Source organism: Micropruina sp. (assembly GCF_047606365.1).
Classification (GTDB): Bacteria; Actinomycetota; Actinomycetes; order Propionibacteriales; family Propionibacteriaceae; genus Micropruina.
The window spans coordinates 1-23,078 of sequence record NZ_JASGEN010000166.1 but is presented as its reverse complement, the minus strand read 5'-3'; the positions used below and the strand labels follow the sequence as shown (position 1 = coordinate 23,078).

General features: G+C 65.2%; 14 protein-coding genes, 1 pseudogene and 1 CRISPR repeat array. Of the genes and pseudogenes, 9 read left to right on the top strand and 6 right to left on the bottom strand.

Translation table 11 applies throughout. The features are described 5' to 3' along the window. The first annotated feature begins 1 nt into the window (after position 1). Genes QM624_RS19025 through QM624_RS19005 form a run of 5 tightly spaced genes read left to right on the top strand, consistent with a single transcriptional unit; the run spans position 2 to position 7,613 of the window. Complete coding sequence (locus tag QM624_RS19025; protein ID WP_415094752.1) at positions 2-2,287, top strand: RAMP superfamily CRISPR-associated protein; 2,286 nt, start codon at positions 2-4, stop codon at positions 2,285-2,287. Then, entirely contained in the window at positions 2,284-3,867 is a 1,584-nt protein-coding gene (locus QM624_RS19020; protein WP_415094750.1) for an RAMP superfamily CRISPR-associated protein, read from the top strand. The genes QM624_RS19025 and QM624_RS19020 overlap by 4 nt, the downstream gene beginning before the upstream one ends. Next, on the top strand, positions 3,851-4,336 hold the full coding sequence (csx19, locus tag QM624_RS19015) for a CRISPR-associated protein Csx19 (RefSeq protein ID WP_415094748.1): 486 nt from the start codon (positions 3,851-3,853) through the stop codon (positions 4,334-4,336). Before QM624_RS19020 ends, csx19 begins: the two co-directional genes overlap by 17 nt. Next, positions 4,333-6,696, top strand: a complete 2,364-nt coding sequence (locus QM624_RS19010; protein WP_415094746.1) for an RAMP superfamily CRISPR-associated protein — start codon at positions 4,333-4,335, stop codon at positions 6,694-6,696. Before csx19 ends, QM624_RS19010 begins: the two co-directional genes overlap by 4 nt. After that, positions 6,672-7,613 (top strand): CRISPR-associated protein Csx3, encoded by a 942-nt coding sequence (locus QM624_RS19005; RefSeq protein WP_415094744.1) that lies wholly within the window; start codon positions 6,672-6,674, stop codon positions 7,611-7,613. Before QM624_RS19010 ends, QM624_RS19005 begins: the two co-directional genes overlap by 25 nt. 634 nt (positions 7,614-8,247) lie before the next feature. After that, a CRISPR array of direct repeats spans positions 8,248-10,943; the repeat unit is 36 nt; unit sequence GTCTCAATTCACTTACGTGAGGAAGTGCTTACGCAC. 169 nt (positions 10,944-11,112) lie between these two features. On the opposite strand, the gene cas2 is transcribed toward QM624_RS19005, so the two are convergent. Together cas2 and cas1 are read right to left on the bottom strand one after the other, a co-directional pair. After that, complete coding sequence (cas2, locus tag QM624_RS19000; protein ID WP_415094742.1) at positions 11,113-11,397, bottom strand: CRISPR-associated endonuclease Cas2; 285 nt, start codon at positions 11,395-11,397, stop codon at positions 11,113-11,115. Beyond that, on the bottom strand, positions 11,388-13,034 hold the full coding sequence (cas1, locus tag QM624_RS18995; protein ID WP_415094798.1) for a CRISPR-associated endonuclease Cas1: 1,647 nt from the start codon (positions 13,032-13,034) through the stop codon (positions 11,388-11,390). The genes cas2 and cas1 overlap by 10 nt, the downstream gene beginning before the upstream one ends. Between cas1 and QM624_RS18990 the strand changes: the two genes are divergently transcribed. Then, on the top strand, positions 12,954-14,186 hold the full coding sequence (locus QM624_RS18990) for a hypothetical protein (RefSeq protein WP_415094800.1): 1,233 nt from the start codon (positions 12,954-12,956) through the stop codon (positions 14,184-14,186). The two genes, cas1 and QM624_RS18990, sit on opposite strands and share 81 nt — an antisense overlap. Here QM624_RS18990 and cas6 read toward each other — a convergent pair. After that, positions 14,174-14,965, bottom strand: a complete 792-nt coding sequence (gene cas6, locus QM624_RS18985) for a CRISPR system precrRNA processing endoribonuclease RAMP protein Cas6 (RefSeq protein ID WP_415094740.1) — start codon at positions 14,963-14,965, stop codon at positions 14,174-14,176. The genes QM624_RS18990 and cas6 overlap by 13 nt on opposite strands. A gap of 164 nt (positions 14,966-15,129) precedes the next feature. Between cas6 and QM624_RS18980 the strand changes: the two genes are divergently transcribed. From QM624_RS18980 to QM624_RS18970, 3 genes are all read left to right on the top strand, one after another. After that, positions 15,130-16,242 (top strand): hypothetical protein, encoded by a 1,113-nt coding sequence (locus QM624_RS18980; RefSeq protein ID WP_415094738.1) that lies wholly within the window; start codon positions 15,130-15,132, stop codon positions 16,240-16,242. A 2-nt stretch (positions 16,243-16,244) separates the two neighbouring features. Continuing rightward, the gene (locus tag QM624_RS18975) at positions 16,245-16,655 is read left to right on the top strand and encodes a hypothetical protein (RefSeq protein ID WP_415094736.1); all 411 of its coding nucleotides are present in this window, start codon (positions 16,245-16,247) and stop codon (positions 16,653-16,655) included. A gap of 332 nt (positions 16,656-16,987) precedes the next feature. Further along, positions 16,988-18,886, top strand: a complete 1,899-nt coding sequence (locus QM624_RS18970; protein ID WP_415094734.1) for an AAA family ATPase — start codon at positions 16,988-16,990, stop codon at positions 18,884-18,886. On the opposite strand, the gene QM624_RS18965 is transcribed toward QM624_RS18970, so the two are convergent. The 3 genes and pseudogenes from QM624_RS18965 to QM624_RS18955 form a co-directional block, all read right to left on the bottom strand. Beyond that, complete coding sequence (locus QM624_RS18965; protein ID WP_415094732.1) at positions 18,887-21,250, bottom strand: VWA domain-containing protein; 2,364 nt, start codon at positions 21,248-21,250, stop codon at positions 18,887-18,889. A gap of 2 nt (positions 21,251-21,252) precedes the next feature. After that, complete coding sequence (locus tag QM624_RS18960; RefSeq protein ID WP_415094730.1) at positions 21,253-22,239, bottom strand: PASTA domain-containing protein; 987 nt, start codon at positions 22,237-22,239, stop codon at positions 21,253-21,255. 151 nt (positions 22,240-22,390) lie between these two features. Beyond that, positions 22,391-23,078: pseudogene (locus QM624_RS18955) on the bottom strand (DEAD/DEAH box helicase); the annotation flags it as partial.

Genomic DNA, 23,078 nt, shown 5'->3' with positions numbered 1-23,078 from the left:
CATGGGCGGCGTGAGTGGTGTGCTCAGGATTTCCTTCGCCAGCGATTGGCATTGCGGCATTGGGCAAGGCCGGCACGGCGGCATCGACCGACTCGTCGCACGCGATGCCGACGGGTTGCCGTTCGTGCCGGCGAAGACCCTTCTCGGTCTGTGGCGCGACGCCTGTGAAAAGGCGGCGCGCGGCCTGGACGCGGGAGCCGATACACCCCAATGGGCAGGCTTGGTGGCGCGGTTGTTCGGTGCGGCGCCCGGCCACGGCGCTGTCCCCGAGGAGGCCCGCGGCCAGCTCACCGTGCGCCCGGCGAGGCTCCCGCAGGCATGGCGCGATCAGTTGACCCCGTCCGATCCGGAGGCTGTCCTACTGCGCCGTTACCTGACCACAACGCGGTTCGGGGTCAAGATCGACGATCAAACCGGGGTCGCCGATGACGATACTTTGCGGCTGATCGAGCGTGCCCGGGCGGGGTTGACCGTGCAGACCGGCTTCAGCGTGCCGGTGACCGAGACCGCGTGGGCGGTCGAGTTCCTGCTGCACGCCGGGGCGCGACTGTGGCATCACACCGGCGGCTCGCGCCGTAGAGGGGCGGGCCGTTGCACGGTCACCCTCGACAAGGTGACCCCATTGGCCGACCTCCTTGCCGCGCACGCCGACGACGTGGCGTCGTTCGATCTCGGCACGGTGCGATTCGCGATGCCTCACCGGCGGCAACCCGCCGCCGCTCCCGTCCGCGCGGCCACCGACCGGCCGAGGGTTGCCGTCCTGACCATCGAGACCGTGCTGCCGGTGATCTGTACTCGCGCCGTCCGCGGCAACGTCGCGACGGGCTACGACTACATTCCGGGCTCCGTGGTGCTCCCGGTGATAGCCGAGGCCGTCGGAGCCCGGTCAGCTGGGCTGATCCGGCAGGGTCACCTCGTGGTGTCGGACGCGACGCCGGTGGTGGCCGACGAGCGGGCCGTTGCGATGCCGATGAGCCTGATGTCGGCCGGTAAAGGCACCGAGTGGGAGACCTCCGGACGGCTGCTCGACAGTCTGACCGGGGGAGCCGCAGCGATGAAGGACGCCAAGAGCGTCCGCGGCTGGGGGGCCTTAGGATCTGCGGGCTGGTCGATCGCGCAGCTGTCGCTTCAGGAGACCGCGCACGCCAATGTGAACGACGATTCACAGCGTCCCGACGAGGACGGCCTCTACACCTTCGAGGCGATACCGCCCCGCACCCGACTGCGATGTGTGGTGCGTGCCTCGTCCGAAGTCAACGACGAGGAGTGGGAGCGGGTGCTGAGCCTCGCCGAAGACCAGGCGTTCGGCCGGTATCGTCGCAGCGACTTCGGTGCCGCTCGGGTGACTGTGGCTCAAGGCGCAGTCGAGCCGGACGCGACGGGTACGCTCACCGAGGCCACGGTGTGGCTGACCTCGGACACCTGCTTGCACGACGAGCTCGGCCTGCCCGAGCCGACCGCGGCGGCCGTTGCGCGCGAACTCGCAGCGAATCTGGGCATCGGGGCGGAGGCGCTCGGCGGCAGCCTGGTCAGAGTGGTCCGGCGTGAGTCGTGGACGATGACGCAGACGCTGCCGAGAGACTCGCGGGTGTGCTTGGCTGCCGGCTCGGTGATCCGGATCAGGTTCGCGTCCGCCGTTCCTGCAGCGGAACTGCACCGGGTGCTGGATCGCGGTCTCGGGGTTCTGCGCGGTGAGGGCTTCGGCCAGGCCCGCACCCTGGCGTCCGATGTCGAGTTGGGAGCGGTCCGGGCCGAGGTGGACACGGCGAGCGCCACGACGACCGCCGAGTCTGCGCCGACCGAAGGCGCGTGGCAGTCGTTCTCGCGTTCCGCCTGGCAGGACGCCATCCTGCAGGCATGTCTGGCCGCATCGGCCGACGACGACCTGCGCCGCGCTCTGGTCGGACAGGCCACCTCGAACGCCGCTCGGGGAACACTGCGCGAAGCAGCCCGACAGCTGACCGAGAACTCGGAGTCCATCGATCGGTGGCTGGATTCGCTGGGCAGCGGCGATGGCCACCGACGCACCGAGTGGGCGGCCGAGGCGCTGGACCTCATTGCCGACATCGGGTCTGCCAAGCGCCGTCCGAGCGGGACGGAGACGAAGGGGCGTCCGACTCGGCTCGCCGCCCTGCTGAACCGGCACGGCGGTGCCCCCGTGACGATTCCGAACAACCTGGCCGGGGCCTCGGACCAGCTGGTGGCGCAGGCACTGATCGAAGCCTGCCTGAGTCAGGTGGCACGCGTCGATCGACGCGAGAGTGGCGAGAGCGAGGGGGCGGCATGAGCCGGGCAATAGCGGGCGAGTTCGTGTTGCGGGGTGATCTGGTCACCGACTCCGCGCTGTCGGTGGGCAGCGGCATGGAGGGTCCGAGTGCCGACATCACCTGCGTCCGCGATGGGCTGGGCCGGTTGGTGATTCCCGGCTCGGCGCTCGCCGGCGCCTTTGCCGCCCGGTTCGAGAACGAAACCGCCTGGGGCGGGCAGGAGCGGGCCTCGAACCTGTACTTCGAGGACGCCGTCCACAAGCCGCTGGCCAAGACCGCTATCCAGGTGGAACGCCGTGACGGCGTGGCGATCGACCGGCGTACGGGTACCGCAGCGCGAGGTTTGCTGTTCAGCCGCGAGGTGGTGCCCGCGGGTTCGCGCTTCACGTGGGAGCTTCGGGTCGAGGCTACTGATGCCGGCGCCAGTGTCTTCGGCCGCGATGACGCCAAGCAGTGGGTCACCACGATCGCCAACGTGCTGACGGGGGGCATCAGCCTGGGTGGAGGCACCTCGGCCGGGCTCGGGCGCGTCCGGCTGGCGAACGGCCGCCTGCAATGGATCGGCATCGGCGATCGGAAAGAGCTCCTCCGGTTTCTCGACAACCCCGATGCCCAAGGGGAGCCGCTGACTCTCGAGCCACCCGCACCAGCGGGGTTGCGGATCGAGGTGCCTTGGCGGGCGGTCGGGCCCCTGCTCGTCTCGGTGCCGCTGAACGGACTGGTGGACCGGATGCCGCAGAGCACCCGGCTGCGCGGTCAAGAGCGCCGGTTGGTGATCCCCGGAACGTCGCTGAAGGGGGCGTTGCGCTCACGAGCCGAATGGATCGTCCGCACCGCGGCGTCCGTCGGGGCGCCGGTCGAGCCGCTCGATCAGATGGCGGCTCCGTTGGGCCCGGTCCAGCGGCTGTTCGGCAAACCGCCGATGGGACGCGGCAAGGCGCGCAAGGCAGGCATGAAGGGCGCGATGCGCGTCGCCGAGGTGCTGGCGGTCGAGCCGGTCGACAACTGGGATGACATCCTCGCGGTCCTGGTCGAGCCACGGCCGACCGAGAAGGGCGAGGCCGGACTGACCAGGCGCGTGCAGCTTCGACGTGCGGCAGCCGAGGCGCTGCGGCAAGGCCGAGGTCTGCTACGTATCAACGACCATGTGGCCATCAGCAGGTGGACCGGTGGTGCCGACGACGGCAAGCTCTTCGCCACCGTCGCGCCGCTGCCGCACCCCGACTATTGGCAGCCAATCGTGCTAGAGATCGACCTTTCGCGTCCGAACAGCGTGGGTGACCGCGCTTCCGAGTTCGCCCTACTCGCACTTGTGCTGCGTGACCTGTGTGACGGATGGATCGGAATCGGGCACGGCACGACCAGGGGGTACGGCGAGGTGGACGTCGACTCCGCCAAGGTCACCTGGACGTTCGGGGCTCAGCTTCCCGACGGGTTGGCGACGGTCGCCGGTCGCAGCTTCACTCTGGCCGAACTACTCGACCCCGACCACGGAGCGCTCGACGACGTGCGGGAGTTGCTGCTCGGAGGCTGGTTGGCCGAGCTGTCGACGATTGCGGACGCGAACAAGGAAGGGGCGCACGATGGCGTCACTCGTTGAGGCACTGACCGGGCTCCCGGCAGAGTTTGAGGTCGGTTTCGTCGAGTCCCCGCAGGGCTCGATGTTTGTCCGGCGCACAGCAGGAGCGTTGCGCGACCATCGCGGCTCGGTCGACCTTGACTGGGTCTACGACGCCCGCTTGTTCACCGCGGGCGCCGAGTTCCACTGGTGGTGGGATCAGTCGCTCGGCGAGGGTCGTCACAGCGTTCTCGACGATGCCGCGGCGAAGGCGCGGTCGTGGTGGGCTCTCGACCCGCCCGCTCAACGCGTGCTGCGCGGCCCGGTGAAAGCCGTCGCCGACGGCTGGTCGAAGCTACACGACGGGCACTCACGTCCGTTGTGGGTGCCGGTCGAGGCAGTGGTCGGACGGCATCTCGCACTGGGCGTCGTCGAGTACGTGAAACGGGACGAGCACGGAAACGTGGGTGTGATCGCCGAGCGGTTCACCACGGTGCAGGAGCTGTCATGAGTCAGGCGATCTACCGACTTCAGCGGTCCCGCGGGACGTGGTACCTGGTGCCGGAGGATTCCCCACCGCCGCACGGGCATAGCAAGGCGACCTGCCCGACCGCACTCCGGCAGGGGCTCGCCAATGGCGCTCGCGTGTTGGTGACGCGTAACGGTTCTGCGGTTGAGAAGGTCGAACTCGTCCGGGCTAGGCAGACGCTTCCGTCGAAGGAGACCAGTCGCCTGGCCACAGCTAACCAGGAATCCGTGAGCCGGCCGCTCCATCGTGCGGGCTACTTCGCCAACCCGTACAACTTCGTGCCGTTCAGCACCAAGCTCAGGGAACTCGAAGGACTGTCCGAACACGCACCGTTCCTCCATGCGTCAGCCGCACCGACGACCTATCGGGCGAAGCTTGCCATCGAACTGACCACGGCCACCCCACTGCTGACCATGGAGATCACAGGAAAACAGGACAACGAGCCGACCATCCTGTCGGTGCGGCGGGACGCCGACGGTGTGCCGATTCTCGCGGGTTCAGCAGTCAAGGGCATGCTGCGCTCCGTGTACGAGCAGGCGACCGGTTCACGGCTCGGCATCTTCGCCCACGACAAACCGCTGTCGGTGCGCTCGGTTCACACTGACGCGCTGCAACTGGATTTCGCCAAGGTGGAAGCGCACGACTCCGAGGCGGAACGACTGGTGCTGCGTGAGCAGGGCCGAATCTTCCCCAGCGCACTGACACTTGACGGTGAGCAGATCAACTCGCCAGTCACAGTTCCCCGGGCGATCCTTGGTGGCCGGCAGCAGGGCGCCGTGGTGTACGCGTGGCTGCAGTTGCTCGAGCACCGCAAGGGTGCAGCCCACTATTTCTGGTGGCGGGTGGTGGGCACGCTGCACGACACCTCACCCAACCCGGCCAACCCTCCGTCGGAGCCGAATCCACCGTCCAGCTGGAACACGAAGGTTGAGAGCCAACCGCTGGTCCTGATCAAGGGCACGTTGCACGCTACAGGGCCGACGTTCGGAAGGAAGCGGGCAGAACGGCTCTTCGTCGATGCGGTGCTCACGCCGGGGGCGAGTCTCACGAATCGGCTGCTTACCGCGTTGACCGGGGAAGGCTACCGGCGCACGGTCGCGGCGTGGCGCGGAAAGCTCGAGTCGTTCAACACAGAACCACCGCCGGCCACCCAGCTGCAGGTGGGTGCGTACGTCACCGACCGGCACTGGGCGAAGCTGGCGCCGGGGCAGACGGTCTACTACCGCTACGAGAAGGGCAACGGGCGGCTCGAGTTCTACCCGGCGCTCATCACTCGCGAGTCGCTGGTGCAGGCGCCGAGTGACCTGCTCGATCCAGCTCTGCTGCCCGCTGACGGACGCGCGGCGTTGACTCCTGCTGAACGCCTGTTTGGTTGGGTTCCCCCACGTGGCAGCAGCGAGCCGGCGCATCGTGGGCAGTTGCGTGTGGGCAGCCCGGTCTGCGGTGCCGGGGGAGGCGGCCCGTCCGGCGACGTTTCGTGGCAGTTGGCCACGCTGAACTCGCCCAAACCCTCTCATGCCCGCTTCTACACCAGGGATGGTCTTGGCAATCCGACGCATGACCGTCCCAAGCGGGACGGCTTCAAGCCGGGTGATCAACTGGCCGGTCACAAGGTGTACCCGCATCAGCACCGGGACGGCACATACTGGACGCTGCCGGCTGGGGGCTGGCCCACAGCCGGCACGGGCTCTCACCCGAAGGACAGCGACGGGCACTTCAAGAACTTCCTGTCCGTTCGCGAAGGCGCCACGGGTGCGGTCTCGGTGGCCATCACGGACTGGGTCGACGTCGGCACTACCTTCACGGTGAACCTGTACGTCTCCAACGCGACCGAGAGCGAACTCGCTGCACTGCTGTGGATTCTGAGCTTGGCCGGCGATGGCGAGCACTTCTTGAAGCTGGGCATGGGGAAGCCGCTTGGTTTCGGGAGCGTTCGGGTCGGCATCAACTGGGAACAGTCGACCGTCCAGTCGCACGAGCAGGTGCGGCAGGCCTACCGGATGCTCGTCGCCGGTGGGGCGAACGACAGCGAAGCTGAAGCCAAGCGATTGGCGGACTGGTTCGAGGAGGAGTTCTGTACGCGCGCACCCGCCGTCTACCGATCGATCGCCGCAGCCACGCTCGGGACGGGGATGGTGGTGCACTACCCGCGGGTGCCGGAAGGTGCCCAGCAGACCGGGGAGCTACCGCCCCAGGTTGAGACCTACAAGTGGTTCGTCGCGAACGACGACCCGAAGCGTGGACGTAAACACGCGTTGCCGCTGCTGCACCGCGCGAACGGCCCGGAGATGTTGCCGAACAATCCGAACGCCGATCGATGGACGCCGAAGGGAGTGAAATGAAGATTGTGTTGGCAGGCGGCCCGCACACCGGCAAGAGCTGCCTGCGTGAGCATCTGAAACGCGCGCTGGTGCCGGGCGCCGCGAGCCAGGGCATCTATCCGTACGCAATCGATGCCAGCCCCGACGGTGAAGGGTCCTGGTATCAGGAGGCGGCCAGCCGTGATCGCGCGGGTGCCGACCATCATCGATCGGGTCACAAGAGGCCCTTCACCGAAGCGTTCGCTGAACGGATCGCGCAGCACGTGGCCGACTGCTCGGAGCCGCTGGTGCTGGTCGATATCGGCGGCCTCATCGACGACAAGCAGCGTTCGATCTGTGCCGGTGCCACTCATATCGTCATCCTGTACCGCGCGGACCCAGACCTCACCCAGTGGCGGGAGTTCGCACGCGCCCTCGACCTGGTCGTCCTGGCCGAGCTTCAGTCGGACTACGACGCCACCGAGGATCGGGTGTTGGAGGCCGGGCTGCCGTTCCGGGCAGTGATCCATCACCTGGAGCGCGGAGTGCTCGACGAGCCACATCCGGCGATCGACTCGCTGGCCACAGCCATACTGTCCATGACCAAGATCTCCCTGGAGGCACCCGTGACCGCACCCGACCGTCCGTTCGTGCTCGCCCGCCATGGGCGCATGCTCAAGCTGAATTTCGGCGTCTCGGCTCCCGGCGACCTCATCGTGAAGGACATCGTGCGCGGCCTCGATGAACTCGAGGCGGCCGGCGAACTGGAAGGCGGGGGCCTTCTCGGCATCAACGGTGCCTGCTCGCTGGCGGGCATGGCGGTGCTTACCCACCACCTGGTGCACCGCTTCGCCGCAGTCGCGGTGTTCGACCCGAAGCTGCCGGCCTACATCGTCGTTGTCTCCCATGACCCCCGCTGGGCGCCGGGTGACCGTTTGGCCAACCTAGACGTGGACTGAGGGCTGCTGCGCACCCTCGCTTGCCGGCTGAACGCGAGGCCCTGAACCTCGTGTACCCGTGAAAGGCGCGACGCGCGACGGCGGCCAACTGAACGGCAGGTGTACGTCATCCCGGCGAACGCCGGGATCTGCGACCGTTGACTCGACACAGTTAGGTCGTCGTACTGCTTTGTGTACGTCATCCCGGCGCATGCCGGCATCTGCGAGCGTTGACTCGACACGGTTCGGGCGTTGTGCTGCTTTGTGTACGTCATCCCGGCGCACGCCGGGATCTCGGAGCGTTGGCTCGACACCGTTAGGAAGCAGGTGCATGCGCCGGCGCGATAGAGATTCCTCGATCAGACGATCATGACCCGTCTCCGTCAGCCACGTGGGCAGTGCTGCGCACGGCACGAAAGTAGTGACCAAGCGACGACGATAGGGATGCATTAATTCGCGTGCGCAGGGAAGGGCGTACGCACTCACCGTCCGCAACTCCGACAGCCACGGCGACGTCGCCATCACTTGCACCAGGAAGTGCTTGCGCAGCAGGTCCAAGCGTCTCCCACTCGCCGGACTTGTCTGCATCGCAATCTGCTTGGGTGAGGAAGTGCGTACGCACGTGGGTCATCGAGGCCAAGAGTGGCGGCGTTGTGTCCAAATTCACTTACGTGAGGAAGTTCTTACGCATCGCGAAGGGTAAAGACAAAGTACTGCGCTCAGCTCTGTCTCACTTCACTTACGTGAGGAAGTGCTTACGCACGATCGTTCACCGTACCGGCGAACGAGGAGGACGTGTCTCAATTCACTTACGTGAGGAAGTGCTGACGCACTCGAGGCGTCCATGGTCTCCAGCAGCCCCGAGACCGTCTCAATTCACTTACGTGAGGAGGTGCTTACGCACTTCGCTACGTCGAGACCCGCAAGGGCAACACCGTCTCAATTCACTTACGTGAGGAAGTGCTTACGCACTGATGACCTTCGCGCTGACGAAGGCGCGCAAGCGTAAGTCTCAATTCACTTACGTGAGGAAGTGCTTACGCACGACAGTAGCAACCCGCCCAGCCCTCACGGGCAATCCAGTCTCAATTCACTTACGTGAGGAAGTGCTTACGCACTACAGTTCGGTGGAGTTGTGCTGGGTGTCCCAGTCTAAATTCACTTGCGTGAGGAGGTGCTTACGCACGACGTTCCCTATTAGAGAGGCTCAGGAATGAGCGAGTCTCAATTCACTTACGTGAGGTAGTGCTTATGCACTCTGGGCGTCCAACGGTTTCGGCAAGATGTGATGTGTCTCAATTCACTTACGTGAGGAAGTGCTTACGCACATTGTCAAGGTGAACGGCAAGGTGGAGACATTCCCCGTTTCAATTCACTTACGTGAGGAAGTGCTTACGCACCACGGCTGAAACCAAGAAGACGTTCAAGGACGCCACGTCTCAATTCACTTACGTGAGGAAGTGCTTACGCACTCCCAAGACGGGGTTCAGCTGGAGCGACGTCGTCTCAATTCGCTTACGTGAGGAAGTGCTTACGCATGGATCAAGATCGCGGTAGCCGACGGTCGGGTCGTCTCCATTCACTTACGTGAGGAGGTGCTTACGCACACGAAAGAAGCCCGACTCGGCCCCCGATCCGAAGGTCTCAATTCACTTACGTGATGAAGTGCTTACGCACTACTTCGCTGACACGAAGAAGGATACCACCTGTCTCAATTCACTTAAGTGAGGAAGTGCTTACGCACCAGTACGCCGGCTGGACCGCCGTGTGTGCAACCGGTCTCAATTCACTTACGTGAGGAAGTGCTTACGCACTGTGGACAGTCAGGTCGGATGAGGAGCGGACGAAGTCTCAATTCACTTACGTGAGGAAGTGCTTACGCACCTGATTTGGTCACCATCGATGGGGCCGGACGCCTGAAGGATGTCTCAATTAACTTACGTGAGGAAGTGCTTACGCACCTCGTGGCATGTATGCCAGTCTTGGTTACTTTGCGTCTCAATTCACTTACGTGAGGAAGTGCTTACGCACGGTAGAGAGGTCGCTTAAACTGAACCGACAGTAATCGTCTCAATTCACTTACGTGAGGAAGTGCTTACGCACGCATCGTCGGGGGGACGGTCACGTCGACGGGTCTCAATTCACTTACGTGAGGAAGTGCTTACGCACTGTTCATTCGTCCGTGGAATCACCGACCGTTCAACGTCTCAATTCACTTACGTGAGGAAGTGCTTACGCACAAGAGACGACGCCTAGTGGCCCCAGTACTCGTCTCAATTCACTTACGTGAGGAAGTGCTTACGCACAAGATCTTTCCAACGGGCGCGCAACGCTCCAGTCTCAATTCACTTACGTGAGGAAGTGCTTACGCACAGACCGGCATGGCGATCGACTTGGGGCCGGAGGGGTCTCAATTCACTTACGTGAGGAAGTGCTTACGCACCAGAAGATCGCCAGCTCGCTCGCCGACGAGCTGGCCAGTCTCAATTCACTTACGTGAGGAAGTGCTTGCGCACTGCTGGGTGTTCTCCCCGCAAAACTCGAGTAGTCTCAATTCACTTACGTGAGGAAGTGCTTACGCACCGACCGCGCCAACGATCCGGCCTGGGATCGGTCTCAATTCACTTACGTGAGGAAGTGCTTACGCACACGGCTTATGAGCAATGAACCGTTTGGCCTCGCCCTGTCTCAATTCACTTACGTGAGGAAGTGCTTACGCACGACGTCGGAGCAGACGGCCGGACAGGTCGCGTCTCAATTCACTTACGTGAGGAAGTGCTTACGCACCCGTTCGCGACCGCCGGGAGCACCCGCTGGGTCGTGTCTCAATTCATTTACGTGAGGAAGTGCTTACGCACGCGTACGCCGACCTGGTCACTATAGATGGCAGAGTCTCAATTCACTTACGTGAGGAAGTGCTTACGCACACGGCGATTGCCGTGACACCATGGTCAGGACGGTCTCAATTCACTTACGTGAGGAAGTGCTTACGCACCACGCCCTGACGTGGCGAGCCCCCCACCAGAGTCTCAATTCACTTACGTGAGGAAGTGCTTACGCACAGTTCGCCGACCCCTCGGGGTTGAACGACTGGGCCCAGTCGGGTCTCAATTCACTTACGTGAGGAAGTGCTTACGCACAGTCTGTGCAACCGAGTTGTCCGTGAACGCGGACGTCTCAATTCACTTACGTGAGGAAGTGCTTACGCACCTACATTCGGGAGACCGATAAGCCGCGAGATTTCGTCTCAATTCACTTACGTGAGGAAGTGCTTACGCACGACACGGATTGTGGCATCGAGGACAACCCCGAGGTGTCTCAATTCACTTACGTGAGGAAGTGCTTACGCACCCCTAGCCTTCTTACGGCCATACGACTAGGGGTGATACTAGCATTCTGCAGACCCTGACGGCGGCAGGTTTGCTGGAACCTGCGTACAGCCAACGAACCGAGCGTTTGCCCTTGTCAGCTGGCATGCAGACCCGAGCACGTTGACGGTAGCTCACGCGCACCCCTCCGATTAGAACGCGAGCCAGTACAGCACACGCTCAGGGGGCCGGGACTGGCCCCTACAGTCCATCCGCTCCCAGCATGTCGGACACTGACGCAACACGTACAGCGAGTCCGTGTTGAGGTTGATGATGCGTTCGGCAGCCTGTACCAACTGATTGAGGTCGTCCTCATCGAGGCGGCAGAGGTACACGCTGAACTGGATTCGGTCGCCGTAGCGCTGCAGCAACGCGGCGAGTCGCGCGCGACGTCCGTCCTCGCTCACGTCGTAGGCGATCACGGTGGTCAACGCCATGAGAGCCCCCGGTAGGCAAGGTCATCGCCGGCGATCCCCATGGCGAGGCGCTGAGCCTGGCGATAGAGCTGACGACGCCACGACCCAGCGAAGTCCGAGGCGTTCCGCACTCGGGTGAGCATTCGGCGTTCATAGCTGCCCAGCAGCGCCTCCTTCCCGGCCTTCGTCAACAGCACGCCGGGCTTGCCGGCAGTTGTCGTGCCGTGCTTGCCGGTGAGGCTGCGGGCACGGCACAACTGGACGACCACCTGGTCGACGATGAGCGGCCGGAACTCTTCCATCAGGTCGAGGGCCAGAGCCGGACGGTTGCCGGCTTCGCTATGCAGGTTTCCGATGGCAGGGTCGAGACCGGCCGCCACTAGCGCAGAGGTGCACTCGCCGAGCAGCACCGTGTAACCGTAGGAGAGTGCGGCATTGACCACGTCGAGCGGCGGCTGTCGATTGCGCCCGCGGAAAGCTAGCTCACTGGGCAGGATCGCCCTCAGGCCGTCGAAATATGCCTTGGCCGCCGCACCCTCGAGGCCCATGATCTCGTCGGTGCTGGACGCGGTGGGCAGCATCGCGGCCATGGCGTCAATGACACCGATGGCGCGTGACACCTCGGCGGCGTTGTCGTCGCGGACGAAGTGCCGCAACAGGACGCCCTGCTTCACGAGCTTTCCCTCGATCGCCCGCCGTCCGAGCGTGAGGGAACGTTCCGCGGTCACTCCCAGCTGACAACGAAGGCGAGACACCCGAGTCTTTCCACCGCCGAGGAGTTGGCCGGAGTAGCTGCCTCTCCGCGAGAGGAAGACCACCGAGGTTCCAGATCCGAATGCCCAGTCGTGAGCGCCCGCGCTGAATCCCACCGATCCGAAGCAGACCACCCGGCTGACGTGGGACTGCGGCAGGTTGAGTAGCTCCGCATTGTCCTTCGACTCGACCAGCAGCCGACCCGACTGAATCCGCACCCGGCTGCCCTGGCGTCCGACATACACGACCTTGCCGGCGGCCGCTTCCTCGACACGATGGTCCACCACCATGGGGGGATAGCGCGCCCCGAAGTCCTCCCCGAGGAAGCAGAAGCCCTCGTCGAAGGACATGAGCTGCGTCTTGTCCTCACTCAGTGCCATGTCCAACTCCTTCAATGCGGTGCGAGCGACGTGCAACGCGGCTTCGGCCGCAGACCGTGAACGGGCGGCAACGGTGAAATCATCGGCATACCTGATCATCGGGAAGCCGGCGCGGCGGAGAGCGTCATCGAACGAGGTCAGCACGAGATTGCAGAACAGCGGCGAAAGCGGGCTGCCTTGTGGCAATCCTGGTGCGACCCGCCGACCGCGGAAACCGCCCACCACGCAGCGGGCGAGCAGGGCGTCAATCAGCCTGAGCAACACCGCATCGTCGATGAATGCCTCCAGCAGCCGCATCACGCGGGTGACATCGATCGACGGGAAGCAGTCGTGAATGTCTGATCGCAACACCCACCCCAAGCCCTCGTCGCGGAGTGCGACGACCGCCTGCACTGCGTCCACCACCCCCAGCCCGGGACGGTATCCATAGGAGCTGGCGCCCAGGTGAGGATCGATGATCGGATTCAGACCGCGAAGAAGTGCACGCTCGATGATCCGATCGCCGATGCTCGGAATGTGAAGCACCCGATGAGTGCCGTTCGCCTTGGCGATCTGCACCTCGACAAGGTCATTCGGGGTGAAGGTGCCGCGGGCGAGGTCATCCGCGAGGTCGGCGATACGAGCATCGGCCTGCGCCGCGAACCGGGTGATTGCGGGCTGGATCTCACCGTCGTCAGCATCATTGGCGAGCACGTCCTCCCAGGCTGTCGTCAGCGCCGCTGCCGACAGCAACCGGTGGAACAGTGCTCCAGACAATGCTCGCCCTCTCCGTCAGGCGCTATGCGATCACGTCGCCGCGGCAGGATGGCAGTGGAGCAGGACATTTCGACCCCAAACTGTCCATCGCAGAGGCGGCTCATACTCGGCGAGTCCTACCGTGGAGCCAGCCGCTCACAAGGACGGTGTGAAAGGGGTGTCATGGCCAAGCAACTTCCGGCTGGCTGGGTCGGCTCGACCACGAAGGAAGTGCTGCGCGGCTCGTTCTCCAGCGGCTGGATGACGCTGTGGATGCTGCCGTCATTGATCAGTCAGATCCTGCTGCTCGCCAACGAGACGGTGCCGGCTTGGCTGGTTTCCACCGCCATCGTCACGCTGTTGGTGGCGACCTTCGGGGTCATGGTGTACAACTCCATCGCGGTTCGGCGCAGAGAAGCGGTGAACCTGATCACGAACAAGATCAGCAACGACCAGCTGGGCATCATCACCGGGGTCGTCACGATGGTCTCCAACGTGGACGCCCCCCACGAGAAGGCCTTCAAGAGCCTGGTTCGGAACCTGTCGAACGTGGCGACCGTCTACGCGGTCATCTGCCCAGGTGAGGAATCGCAGATCGATCAGCTGGAGCAATGGCTCACGGTAGCGAAGCCCGCCGTCTCGGTGAGGCGGCTCCACACCGAGGTCGACCGGCATCGGCCCGGTGATGCCACGGTGGCGAAGCTGGCGCAGGAGCTCCGGCTGTTGCCTGCCGACGGCACGATCGTCGACGTCACCACTGACAACTCGCTGTGCACCATCACGCTGCTGGAGGCCGCCAAGCAGGCAGGCGTGATGCCCGCCACCTTCCTTGCCAGCAATTCAGCCACCAGCCCGTGGAGCGATGAGTTCGCACTGGTAGCGATTCACGACCCGGCCGGGATGTTCGAGGATTCCCCGGTCGACGTCGGTCAGCCTGCGTGATGAGCCACAGCGACCGCTTCTCCGCGTGGATTCCGCGGTTTGACCCGGAATGCGTCGACCCTGACCGAACCCATTCCATGCTGCGGGTAGCCGCCTACCCCACAGAACTCCGCCAGGCGGAGCAGGCTGTCTATTGCGAAGGTCTCCGACGACGGACCCGTGGCATCGCCACGGAGGCCCAGCCACGTCCATTCGACCATTCCTTCCGCACCCCAGGCGTTGGCGGGTGGCCACTCGCACAACGTGGTCCGGATCTCGACGTCGGTCACTGCGACTCCCCGCGCCAACAGGTCGATCTCACCGGCATCGACGGGAACGGAGTCACGGGGCCAGCGCCGCTGCATGCCAGCGAGAACCTGGAACGGAGCGGGCCACGGCTGGTCGACACCGTTGCGGCGAAAGGCCAGCGGTGTGCTCATCCAGATACGCCACTGGTTCACTGCGCGAGGGCGAGCAAGGTCGTTCCAGCTCGCCCTGGTCAACAGCGTCGGCGAGTCGATCACCGTGCCGATGTGTCGGCCCGAGTTGCCGAACGTAATGCGTTTGCCGGGCCCTATGCGTTCGATGGAATCGGCCAGGGCGTCGCTGGTCGTTCCCAGGATGACCCGCATGCCCTTACCCTCCGGGTCATCAATCCGTCCGCGAAGGCTATAGCTCTTCTGTTCGTGATGCTCGGCATGCGATTCGGCGAACCACTCGGACAGGAAGTTGTGGACACCCGACGGGTGCGCATGCGCACTCTGCACGCCGGCAATGTCGATTGCCCAGATACTCGGCACGATGCGCCCCTTCCGTCGCCTTCGGTCAGCAAACAGCGCGTGCGCCTACGGGGCAAGCGATCAGCACGAGGCGTCCATGAGTTGTCCGTCAACCGGCAGCTGCCGCAAGCTAGCCCGGTGATCTTCCGAGCTGAGCGAACGCCGAGGCTACCGGGGCGGCGGCGATGACGGCATGCGAGTCCAGGACGGCCCAGAGCCAGAATGAGCTGGCCGATTTCGTCATCGCGCGATACCCGGTGTTGTGCGCCGCAGTGACCAGGCAGGTGACGGCGGTCGCCGGGCGGACACCCGCCGGCTTCGATGCCGAGCGATGGGTCTCGGAGGCGCTCACCCAAGCATTCGAGCAGCTGGAAGGGCTCGCCGACGATGAGGCCGCTCACACGGAGTTCCTCGCCTACTGGCAGCGCGGGCTCGTGCGGGCAGCGCGCAACGCGGCCATCGACGATTTCGACAGGAACAGGAAGCTCGCCCTAGGTGAGGATGACGGTGGTCTTCCGGAGCCCAAGCCTGCCTACGTCGAGTCCGAGGATCTGGAGGGCGGGGTGGTCGAACGACTCGACAGCGAGCGTCGCCTGCAGGCTTTGGGTGCGGTCGTGCGGGTGCTGTGTGCTCGCGGTGGCTCCGGAATCGCAACGCACATCACCGCCGACGAGTGGCAGACCCTGCAGACCTACGCGCAGGTTCGTCGCGATGCGGAGCGCCCGTCGGCTGCGTCTGGTCCGGCCGACGACGACACGCTGCACGCCGAACAGATCCGCCGCAACCAGCGGGAGCGAGAGGAATGGGCGAGAGACTGGACGGCCAGGCGCGCGGGGCGCTCGCGGAGGAGGCGCGACGGCCTTCGGGCAGCCACCGCGGAGTCGCTGGGCATCAGCACCACGACCGTGGCGGCACGCCTGAAGAAGGTGGCGGATGCCGTGTGGTTCACCCGCTATCTGGCCGGTGTGCTGGCACACCGCGGCTCGCTGCGCCACCCACGCTGCATCGCACGCCATCTCGATGTGGCCGACGCATGGATGTCGGCCGGCTACACCGAGGATCGCCGCGCGCTGATGTCGGCAGCGGGCAAGGTGCACACCACCGATGAGTTCGGAACCAGGGTTGATCGGCGCGCACTGGACGATGGGGACGCCGGGCGCCCGGGTGGCGCGGCCGAACAAGTCCACCAGGCGGAAACTCGCTACATTGACCACGTCCGGGCCAGCTCGCCCAACTGTGTCGCCGTCTGTGCCGCTCACACCAGACCTGGCGCAGTCAACCGTGCGACGGAGATCTGACCATGACCGACGGACCAGGCGACGAGACTCTAAGCGATGACGACCTCATTGATGAGTTGGCCGACGTAGCCGAGCGTTATCCGTTCGGAGTCATGCCGGGACTTCATCGGGTCGAGCTGGTCAAGGCCACGTTCACCGGCTTCACAGCCTTTCAGGCGCGGGCCGTTCTCGACGACGCGAACCTGTCGGAGTGGCTGCATGGCTATTGGCTGGAGCATCCACCGCGGCAGGCGATCCGCGAGCTGGCTGCCGGCGTCACTGTGACAGCCCGGCTTCATCGCGATCTGATCACGCGGCACATGGAGCTCTCTGCACGGGACGCCCGCGTCACAGACGTCGACCACACTGTTCAGGTCGAACGCGACGAGATCGACCAGAGCGACAGTCAGGAGACGGACGGGCCCGAGCGATGACCTCGACCAGCACCCTGGCACGTGCCGTTGCCCTCGTGGAGCGGGCCGGCGGCACCGTGGTGCCCGCCGCCGAGGGTGGCATGATCGCAGTGCTCGACGGCACCACCGGCCCGCACTTCGTGACGATTGAACTGTCTGCGGAGGGTGTGCGGGCCGGGATCGAATCCTGGCGCATCGAGCCGGTCGCGCCCGGCTGGTTGAACGGCCTCAACACCAGGCATGCTCCCGTCCGAACGGCGTGGAACCCGGCCACCGGAGCGCTCAGCAGCGCAGTTGACTATCGACCGCCGGACCTGGCCGCGATGGAGGGACTGCTGACGGCGGTGACCGCCTTGCTCGAGGCGGTCGAGGACGGGCGCAGCCGCAGCGCCGTGAGCTCGCCGGACGAACCATGGCGACGTAGCGAACGCCGGGATGCTGCGATAGCGACGCTTGCGCCGTGGGGGCGCACGCTCACCTTGGAGCCGATCCCGACCCGGCGTCCGTTTCACCAACCGCATCGGCTCACTGCGCTGCAGAAGAACCTGATCAAGATGCGTCGCCCGCATGCGCTGCTGCTCGGCTACCCGGGCACCGGCAAGACGTCGCTGGTGCGGGAGCTGGCGCGGACGATCGCGCGCGATCCCGACCAGCTGCTACCCGCCCTGCGTGACCGCGACGTGTTCGAGCTGTCGGTCACGCGGTTCCGCAGCGATTCTGCCGAGCGTGGACGCTATGAGAACCGAATGGCCGTCCTCATCGACACGTTGAACGCCAACCCCGAGATCATCCTGTTCATCGATGAAGTCCACCAGTTGTTGGCCAGCGCGATGCACGAGCGGTCGGCCTTCAGCCAGGGCGACCAGGCCTTCAAGCAAGCACTCGGTGACGGCCGCTTCGCGGTGATCGGCGCGACCACGCTCGCCGAGTATCGCCACTTCATCGAGCCCGACGGCGCTCTCGTGCGGCGATTCGGGATCGTGCGGCTCGACCCACCGACGCCCACCGATACGTTGCGTATCCTGCGCCAACGGCGCGCGGAGTTCCAGGCTCACTACGGCGGTATCGCGGTGCCGGACCGCATCCTGCAGGTGTGTGTCGAGCAGTCCGAGAAGTATCTTCCGGCCCGCCACCAGCCCGACAAGGCACTCGATCTGCTCGACGAGGCATGCGCCGAGGTTCAGGCAGCGGGTGGCGACGAGGTCCACCTGACCCATGTCGACCTCGCTCTCGCAGAGGAAGCCGGTAGGCCGGAGGCACTCGGTGAACTGTCCGTCGAGGCGGCCCGTGCCCGTTTGGCAGCTGCCATCGTGGGGCAGGACGCACTGATCGCCCGGGTGGCCGATCGCTTCGTCAGCCGGCTCGCCGATCCGTGGCTGGAACGACGCGGCCCGCGCGGCTGCTGGATGTTCTGCGGGCCGACGGGAACCGGCAAGACCGAGACCGCCGCGCAACTCGCCAAGCTCATCGGCTCGGGCCGGCCTGCGCTGATCCGAATCGACTGCAACACCCTTGGTCGATCACCCGATCCGGGACAGGCGATCAGTCGCCTGATCGGGGTCAGCCGAGGCTTTGTCGGGTACTCGCGAGGCGAAGGAGGGTTGCTCTCGGTAATCCGGCAGGCACCCGAGAGCATCGTCCTCTTCGATGAAGTAGAGAAGGCGCATCCGGTGATCGCCGACCTGCTGCTGCAGTTGATGGACGAGGGACAGATAACAGACTCGGACGGCAACGTCCTCGACTTCCGGCGTTCGTTCGTGGTCTTCACCACCAACGCGGGGATGGCCCATCGCGAATTGGCAGAGGTGGGATTCTCAACCACGGGCCAGACCTCCGCCGCCTCTCCCGGGTCGTCGAGGTCGGCATTGACCGATGCAGGCTTCTCGGAGCCGTTCCTTGCCCGCATCGACGAATGGTTCACCTTCCAGCCGTTGAGTCGTGCTGCCGGCGTCCAACTGGTCACCCGGCAACTCGGGGAACTGGCAGACGCAGCTGCAGTTCGCGGGCTTGCGCTGCGCTGGGAGCCGGGAGCGCTCGACCGGCTATTGGACGGTTGGAGTGCCCGTGCCGGCGCCAGATTCGCGATCGAGGCATTGCGGGGCAGGGTGAACGACCAGCTGCTCTTGATCGAGCGCGCCGGTGATCTGGACGGCGTGCGAACCATCCGCCTCGTCGCGGATCCAGAAGCCACCGGACCTGGTGACGTCACCAGCAGGCGGGACGGCGACGTCCTGGTGCTGGGTCTCGCCTGATCATCCGGCGGGGCTGACCGAGGACGGCGACCGCTTGGCGCGGTGGCGAAGCATCAGGCCTGCGCCCAGCGCACCCAAGCCGAGCAAACCGAGTGCCCAATACCAGTAGGGAATAGGCCTGCTCACCGTGATCGGCACGGCACGCACTTCAGCGACCCCGTCGCGATTGACTACGCCGAGTCGCAGTTCATGGTCACCGGGGAGAACCAGCGCCGGGTCGATGGTCACGCGAGCGGCGAAGCGACCGTTCGCATCCGCTTCGCCGAATACCAGCGGGTAGGGGCTCGATCTGATCGTCACGATCAGCAGAGAATGCGGTGCCAATCCGTCGACGACGAAATCGACCGGACCCGAGGTGACCCTGCCACCGGTGTTCCCGTTCAACTGGCCGACCGGGGCAGCATCGAGCAGGCTGAAGCGGCCCGGCCAGGCTCCACTTGTGGCGCCCCTCAACTCAAGCCCGGGGGTCTCCGACCACCGGGACAGCGCCAGCGCGATCGCGAGATGACCATTCGCGTTCGGATGCATCGGCGTGTCACCGGTGCCACCTGAGGCGTTGCCCAGTGTCAGGGGAACGATCCATTGGTCATCCGAGCACAGCGTGTGGCTCGGCTGCACCGCCATTTCGACCGGGCCGGCGAAGTAGACCGGTACGCCGTCCTCGGCTCGCGCGCTTTCGACCGCCTGCTGGATGACCGCGTTGAGCCGTCGTTGGAGGGCGTTGAAATCGCCCAGTTGGTCGAGACTGAATCCTGCGTTGGTAAGGCTGAAGAACCGACCACACGACCGTCGCAGACTTACTTCGTAGGGCACCATCAGCGGGTACGGCGAAACGATGATCGGAGGCGCTTGGCGGCCCGCGCTCACAAAGGTCTGCGCGATCTGCGCGTAGGTGTCTTGCAGCAGCACCTTCTGCGCATCGATCAACGCCATCTGCTCCGAATACAGGGCGGAGCCGGGGTCTGCGCTACACGGGTTGAGGAACGGGAGGAAAGCCGCACCTCTGCTCGGTCCGACCAGCATGTGCTGTGCCAAGCAGTTGCGGGCGATGCTCACGAACCCGATGTCGTTCCCACCGATGGTGAGGAGTACCGCATCGTAGTTGCTGCCGGCGTTCAGCGCGTTCCTCAGCTGCTGGAGCTGGGAGGGGCGGTGCGAGGGCCCTTGGGACGTCAGATCAGACATCACGGCGCCGGTGCAGGCGAAGTTGTCCACCGCATCGGGGAACAGTCGATAGGCGTACTGCTTGGCTGAGCGACGGCATTCGGCGTCCGCATAATCGCCCACCGTTGCATGGGCACCGTCGCCGGCGGAAAAGGAATCTCCGAGCACCGCGGCCCTTCGCACCTGGGCCAGTGGCGACGATGGGCTCAGCAAACTACCGCCAGGCTGGACGAAGCTGAGGACACCTTCGGCTGAGACCGACTTTGCATTGGTGGCCTGGGCGCGGACGCGCAGGGAAGCCTTCTGCCCCGCCAGCAAATGCGATACTTGAACCGACCAGGTAATAGTGCGGGATTGCCCGGCGGCCAGATTTCCCAGACTCACGAACGGCCGAAGAACACCGAGAAGCTGGTCGCCGGTCGTGGTCGGCACCAGACTCACCTGCACATTGGTCGCGGTGAGACCGGACTCGTTGGTGACGGTGGCAGAAACGGATACGGACGTCGCGTTGACAGCGACCGGATCGCCCGGAATCTGGGTGGACAGGGCGAGGAGCGGCGACATCTGTTTGGCGAGTTCATCACCGAGTGCATCGCCGTCCTGAACGTCGACGTAGCGGCCGTTCGTTGCATTCGCGATGCACTCCAACTCCTTGCGGCCATCGTCGTCGATGCTGAAGCCAACGGTGTTGACCGTGAGATCGATGCCGGCGGCGGCGATGTCGGTTGCGACAGCGCAGGGATCGGCATCGCAGTTCGACTCACCGTCGGAGACCAGCACGATCGTGCCGCTGTGGCCGTCCGCTTGGACAGTGTCGGCGGCCGCGCGCAAGGCGTCCGCGGTGGGCGTGCCTCCACTCGGGCTCGCCAGAGCCGACACTCCGCGGGTGAAGGTGGCGCTGTCGAGCTTGCGGATCGGATAGATGGTCTTCGGGGCGCCGCAGTCCCCCTGGCCGGGGTAGGTCATCAGGCCGACCCGGGCCGCGCTGGGCAGCGAGTTGATGAGCGAGCCGATGCCCGCCTTCGCGCCTTCGATCTTGATTCTTCCGTTGTCGTCGGCCTCGGCCATCGAGCCCGAGGTGTCAAGGAGCAGCAACACGGTATTCCGGACGACCTCGTCGGCAGCCGCGCGCGGGACGGAAACGACTGCTCCGATAGCGGCCAGCGACACGGCAAGGCCGAGGAGGATCACGCGGCGCACGGTCAACGCTCCAAGGAGTCGAGGTCGGCCTGGGCGCCCAAGAGTGCCGCGTCACCGAACGACACCGTGGCCGAATCAGTTCCGGCGTCGGTGCGTTTGATGGTGACCACCAAGCGCAGGACGCCCTTGAGTTTGATGCTCAGCGGGCGGTCGACGCCGTAGCCGAAACTATTTCGATAGAGCCGCTTGCCATCACCGGTAATGGTGAGTTGAACGGTTGCGTTCGGGTCGGAATGATCGTCAAGGCCGACCGTTGCAGTGAGGGCGGCCACTCGGCGATTGAGCAGCCAGACAGTTTCAGCGCCGGCCGCATACGCGGAGCAGTTGGTCGCGGTTGTGAACGCGTTGCCGTTGATAGCGGCACTGCCCGCGGAGCACGATCCGGACGACTCGACCTCGCCGAGCGCCGCCGATGCCGGTGGCGCCGCGACGATCAGAGTCACTTCGTCAGTGAGCGGTTTACCTTCAGCCGGTTTGCTGCGTAACACCGTGCCGACCTCGGCTGAGGCGTCATATTCACGGGCAATCGACACTTCGGCACCCTGCTCTTGCAAAGCCGCACGCGCCTGCGCCTCGGGAGTGCCGGTCAGCTTCGGTACGAAAGCCTTCTCGGGCAAGGAGAGCAGCACTTTCGTTGGACCCGCCGTGCCGGCGATCGGGTCTTGGGCGACAACGATTCCCTCATTGGCGAGGTGAGGGCGCCGATTGATCGTGACCACTGAGCTTGGAACGCCGTGGTCGGCCAGCGCCTGGCGGGCCTGGGGCTCGGTGAGTCCGCGGACATCGGGCATGACGACATCGGTCTCGCCTCCTGTTCCGGCTTGCGGAAGGACGGTGACCTGTACGGGTGCCGGCTGAGTGCCGCCCGGGATCTGCGTTCCGATCAGGAGTCCGACGACCAGCCCGAGCACAGTGCAGCCGACGGCGATCAGCAGTGTGGGACTGATCGAGCGGAGAAAATCGCGGGTAGATCGCCCGGTGGCAGTCATCGACGCTCCAAGGTGGTGACGAGGTGAAACGAAACGTAGTGGCACGCGTTTGTCGAAGTCACCTACGTGAGGAGTGCCCGTCGCTGGGGCGGATTTCCTCGGCACCCACTCGACTAGGGATGAGGCTAGCAGCCGAGGTCGTGTTGGTCTCCTACCGCCGCAGCCGCAGGCCCTGCGGCGTCAGCCGGAAACCCGCTGCGGCCAGGGCTTGCGCCAGCGCATGATCGGAGCCCAGGACATCGGCGCCGTCGATCTTGGCGACCGTGAGCCTGCCGAGCACACCGGCGTGCACCGCTTCGGCGAGTGCTCGGGCGGCAGCGGCCAACTGGTCGGCGTCGTCGGCGAAGGACAGCAGGGTGCGGCCGCCGCGTTCGACGTAGAGGGTGAGGTCGCCGTCGGCGAGTACGACCAGGGCGCCGGCCTTGCGTCCGGGCTGGTGTTTGGTACCCTCGGCGCGCGCCGGCCAGGGCAGGGCGGCGCCGTAGGGGTTGGCCGGATCGGTGGCGGCCAGCACCAACGCGCCCGGCGCCGCGGGCGCTTCGCGCAGCAGGTCGATGGCGTGCCGGTCGCTGAACTGGGCGGCACCCAAACCCTCGACGAAGTAGCCGCGGCGCACCTGGCCGGCCTCCTCCAGCGCGCTGAACACCCGGTAGGCGCCGGCGAAACCACCGGTCACCTCCTCGTTGGCGACGCTGCCCCGGGTGACCACGCCGTACCGGTCGAGCAGCACCTCGGCACGCGCCGCGGCGAGCACCGTCGGCTCGCTCTCGACCGCCGGCAGCAGTGCCCACCGTCCGGACGCCTCGGGCGGGCCGGACGCCCGAGGCAGTGGCCCGCGG

Coding starts and splice junctions, on each gene's coding strand:
- QM624_RS19025 (WP_415094752.1), top strand. CDS start 2: ATGGGCGGCGTGAGTGGTGTGCTCAGGATTTCCTTCGCCAGCGATTGG.
- QM624_RS19020 (WP_415094750.1), top strand. CDS start 2,284: ATGAGCCGGGCAATAGCGGGCGAGTTCGTGTTGCGGGGTGATCTGGTC.
- csx19 (WP_415094748.1), top strand. CDS start 3,851: ATGGCGTCACTCGTTGAGGCACTGACCGGGCTCCCGGCAGAGTTTGAG.
- QM624_RS19010 (WP_415094746.1), top strand. CDS start 4,333: ATGAGTCAGGCGATCTACCGACTTCAGCGGTCCCGCGGGACGTGGTAC.
- QM624_RS19005 (WP_415094744.1), top strand. CDS start 6,672: ATGGACGCCGAAGGGAGTGAAATGAAGATTGTGTTGGCAGGCGGCCCG.
- cas2 (WP_415094742.1), bottom strand. CDS start 11,397: ATGGCGTTGACCACCGTGATCGCCTACGACGTGAGCGAGGACGGACGT.
- QM624_RS18980 (WP_415094738.1), top strand. CDS start 15,130: ATGACGGCATGCGAGTCCAGGACGGCCCAGAGCCAGAATGAGCTGGCC.
- QM624_RS18975 (WP_415094736.1), top strand. CDS start 16,245: ATGACCGACGGACCAGGCGACGAGACTCTAAGCGATGACGACCTCATT.
- QM624_RS18960 (WP_415094730.1), bottom strand. CDS start 22,239: ATGACTGCCACCGGGCGATCTACCCGCGATTTTCTCCGCTCGATCAGT.